Source organism: Mesorhizobium sp. M1A.F.Ca.IN.020.03.2.1, from assembly GCF_004023205.1.
Lineage (GTDB): Bacteria > Pseudomonadota > Alphaproteobacteria > Rhizobiales > Rhizobiaceae > Mesorhizobium.
The window spans coordinates 1-3,219 of sequence record NZ_RZSV01000384.1 but is presented as its reverse complement, the minus strand read 5'-3'; the positions used below and the strand labels follow the sequence as shown (position 1 = coordinate 3,219).

The following is a 3,219-nucleotide window of genomic DNA, read 5'->3' as shown; positions in this document are numbered from 1 at the left end:
GCTACTTCCCTGTGCCGCCGATCGACTCCTGCCAGGACATGCGTTCCGAGATGCTGACAGTGCTCGCTGAAATGGGCGTGCGCGTCGAAAAGCATCACCACGAGGTCGCGGCCGCCCAGCACGAACTCGGCATCAAGTTCGACACGTTGGTGCGCAACGCCGACAAGATGCTGATCTATAAGTATGTCGTGCATCAGGTCGCCAATGCCTATGGCAAGACGGCCACTTTCATGCCGAAGCCGGTGTTCGGCGACAACGGCTCGGGCATGCACGTGCACCAGTCGATCTGGAAGGGCGGCAAGCCGACCTTCGCCGGCAACGAATACGCCGGCTTGTCGGAAACCTGCCTCTTCTACATCGGCGGCATCATCAGGCACGCCAAGGCGATCAATGCCTTCACCAACCCGCTCACCAACTCCTATAAGCGTCTGGTGCCGGGTTACGAAGCGCCGGTGCTGCTCGCCTATTCGGCGCGCAACCGTTCGGCCTCCTGCCGCATTCCTTTCGGCTCCTCGCCGAAGTCGAAGCGCGTCGAGGTCCGCTTCCCCGATCCGGGCGCGAACCCCTATCTCGGCTTTGCCGCCATGCTGATGGCGGGTCTCGACGGCATCAAGAACAAGATTCATCCCGGACAGCCGATGGACAAGGATCTCTACGACCTGCCGCCGAAGGAATTGAAGAAGATCCCGACGGTCTGCGGCTCCCTGCGCGAAGCGTTGCAGAACCTCGACAAGGACCGCGGCTTCCTGAAGGCAGGCGGCGTGTTCGACGACGACCAGATCGACTCTTATATCGAGCTCAAGATGGCCGAGGTGATGCGCTTCGAAATGACCCCGCACCCGGTCGAGTACGACATGTACTATTCGGTGTAAGCGACTGCATTCCCGACAGAAAACAACCCCGGCGAAAGCCGGGGTTTTTTCGTGAACAGCTCGCCAGAGGGCGGAAAGGCCGCAGGACGGGCCTCGTCAGAACAGCAGGCCAGCACTGTCGCGAGAGCGCGGATCTCATCGCCGCCAAGCAAGCCAGGCGTAAAAAAGCCCCGGCATTTCGCCGGGGCTTTTTTGATGTTCGCTGGCCTGGCGCGGACTGCCGCCCACGCCGTAGAAGCATCACGCCGCAGCCGAGACCTTTGCGTCGGTCGCGACCTCCGAGATCGTCTTCAAGACCTGCGAGGCGATCTGGTAGGGGTCGCCCTGGGAGTTCGGGCGGCGGTCTTCCAGATAGCCCTTGTAGTCGTTCTTGATGAAGGAGTGCGGCACGCGGATCGAGGCACCGCGGTCGGCAACGCCATAGGAGAACTTGTTCCAAGGCGCGGTCTCATGCTTGCCGGTCAGGCGCTTGTCGTTGTCCGGACCATAGACGGCGATGTGATCCATCAGGTTCTTTTCGAACTGGGCCATCAGCGCCTCGAAATAGGCCTTGCCGCCGACTTCGCGCATGTACTTGGTCGAGAAGTTGCAGTGCATGCCCGAGCCGTTCCAGTCGGTATCGCCGAGCGGCTTGCAGTGGAACTCGATGTCGATGCCGTACTTTTCGGTAAGGCGCAGCAGCAGGTAGCGCGCCATCCAGATCTGGTCGGCGGCCTTCTTGGAACCCTTGCCGAAGATCTGGAACTCCCACTGGCCCTTGGCCACTTCGGCGTTGATGCCTTCATGATTGATGCCGGCGGCGAGACAGAGGTCGAGATGCTCCTCGACGATCTGGCGCGCGACATCGCCGACATTCTTGTAGCCGACGCCGGTGTAATAAGGTCCCTGCGGCGCCGGATAGCCGCTCTCGGGGAAGCCGAGCGGGCGGCCGTCCTTGTAGAAGAAATATTCCTGCTCGAAGCCGAACCAGGCGTCCTCGTCGTCCAGGATCGTCGCGCGGCTGTTCGATGCATGCGGGGTGACGCCATCGGGCATCATGACTTCGCACATGACGAGAACGCCGTTGGTGCGCGCCGGATCCGGATAGAGCGCAACCGGCTTCAGCACGCAGTCGGAGCTGCGGCCTTCGGCCTGGTTCGTGGAAGAGCCGTCGAAGCCCCACAGTGGCAGCTGCTCAAGCGTCGGGAACTCGGCAAACTCCTTGATCTGGGTCTTGCCGCGCAGATTGGGGGTCGGGGTGTAGCCGTCGAGCCAGATATACTCGAGTTTGTATTTGGTCATTCCAGTGCCTCTCGTTGCTTGGACGCCGGGGCGGCATCAACGCATGGCCGGACCGAGCCGGCCTGCCGTGCGCTAAAATGCAATTCGTATGCCACTCTCCTCGTCCAGGGTGCGGCAAAATGGTCATCGCAAAGCGTTGATTTTGCTGAGCCTGCGCAGCAATGCGCGGCGATCGTTCAGGCGCGCTTTCTGCATAAATATTGTGCAACGCCTGATCTTTTTGTGAGCATATTGCCTAAATGAATCGCAGAACCTATCTTGGGAACAGATTTGAATCGACTTGCTCCTGAAGAGGTAGGAGGCCGCCAATGGATGTCACCACGTCCCGTCCTTCGGCAAAGATCCTGATGTTCCCGCTTGCAGGCCGGGCGTCTGCCTCAAATTTAGGCCCAAAGGCGAAATTCGCGGCAGAGCTTGCCTCGTTGCGCAATACGCACGCAGATTTCGACGGCTGGTACCATCAGGCGGCAATCGAGGAAGAACACAAGCAGCGCAAGAGCTGACCAATTCTTTCCAGCTCGAGACGAGAAAAAGCCCGGCGCGATCGCTCGCGCCGGGCTCTTCATTTGCCGAGGATCGGCTACTGCTTGGCGTCCAGATCGGTGCCAAGCGTATCCCTGACGAAGATCATGCCGATGATAAGCGACATCGCGGCGATCACCACCGGGTACCAGAGGCCGTAATAGATGTCGCCCTTGTAGGCGCTGAGTGCGAACACCGTTGCCGGCAGCAGGCCGCCGAACCAGCCATTGCCGATATGGTAAGGCAGCGACATGCCGGTATAGCGGATGCGGGTCGGGAACATCTCGACCAGGATTGCGGCGATCGGCCCGTAGACCATGGTCACGAACACGACCAGGATGAACAGGATGCCGATCGTCACCGGCCAATTCACCGCCTCCGGATCGGCGACCATGGCAAAGGCACCACCGCCCGGGATGTTGTAGACGGTGACCTCGGGGCCGCCGGCCGCTTCCTCCTTGGTCAGCAGCTTGTCGGCCACCGCCTTGTCGGTCGGAACGGTCGTTTTCTCGCCGCCGCGGATCGCCGCGGCATCGAGCTTCAG

The 3,219-nt window shown here is 60.8% G+C and carries 4 protein-coding genes; 2 read left to right on the top strand and 2 right to left on the bottom strand.

The genetic code is table 11. From position 1 onward, the window contains the following. Positions 1-872, top strand: an 872-nt coding sequence (gene glnA / locus EOA79_RS30950) for a type I glutamate--ammonia ligase (protein WP_128293621.1), incomplete at its 5' end; no start/stop codon positions are given. A gap of 240 nt (positions 873-1,112) precedes the next feature. Here glnA and EOA79_RS30945 read toward each other — a convergent pair. After that, entirely contained in the window at positions 1,113-2,153 is a 1,041-nt protein-coding gene (locus tag EOA79_RS30945) for a glutamine synthetase beta-grasp domain-containing protein (protein WP_066989630.1), read from the bottom strand. A gap of 308 nt (positions 2,154-2,461) precedes the next feature. On the opposite strand from EOA79_RS30945, the gene EOA79_RS30940 reads away from it, so the two are divergent. Beyond that, positions 2,462-2,656 carry a DUF2735 domain-containing protein gene (locus EOA79_RS30940; RefSeq protein WP_095825447.1) on the top strand — a complete coding sequence of 65 codons (195 nt, stop codon included), beginning with the start codon at positions 2,462-2,464 and terminating at the stop codon, positions 2,654-2,656. Positions 2,657-2,733: 77 nt separating this feature from the next. Here the strand turns inward: EOA79_RS30940 and EOA79_RS30935 are convergent. After that, the coding region (locus tag EOA79_RS30935) for an MFS transporter (RefSeq protein ID WP_164894030.1) at positions 2,734-3,219 on the bottom strand (486 nt) is incomplete at its 5' end.

Coding starts and splice junctions, on each gene's coding strand:
- EOA79_RS30945 (WP_066989630.1), bottom strand. CDS start 2,153: ATGACCAAATACAAACTCGAGTATATCTGGCTCGACGGCTACACCCCG.
- EOA79_RS30940 (WP_095825447.1), top strand. CDS start 2,462: ATGGATGTCACCACGTCCCGTCCTTCGGCAAAGATCCTGATGTTCCCG.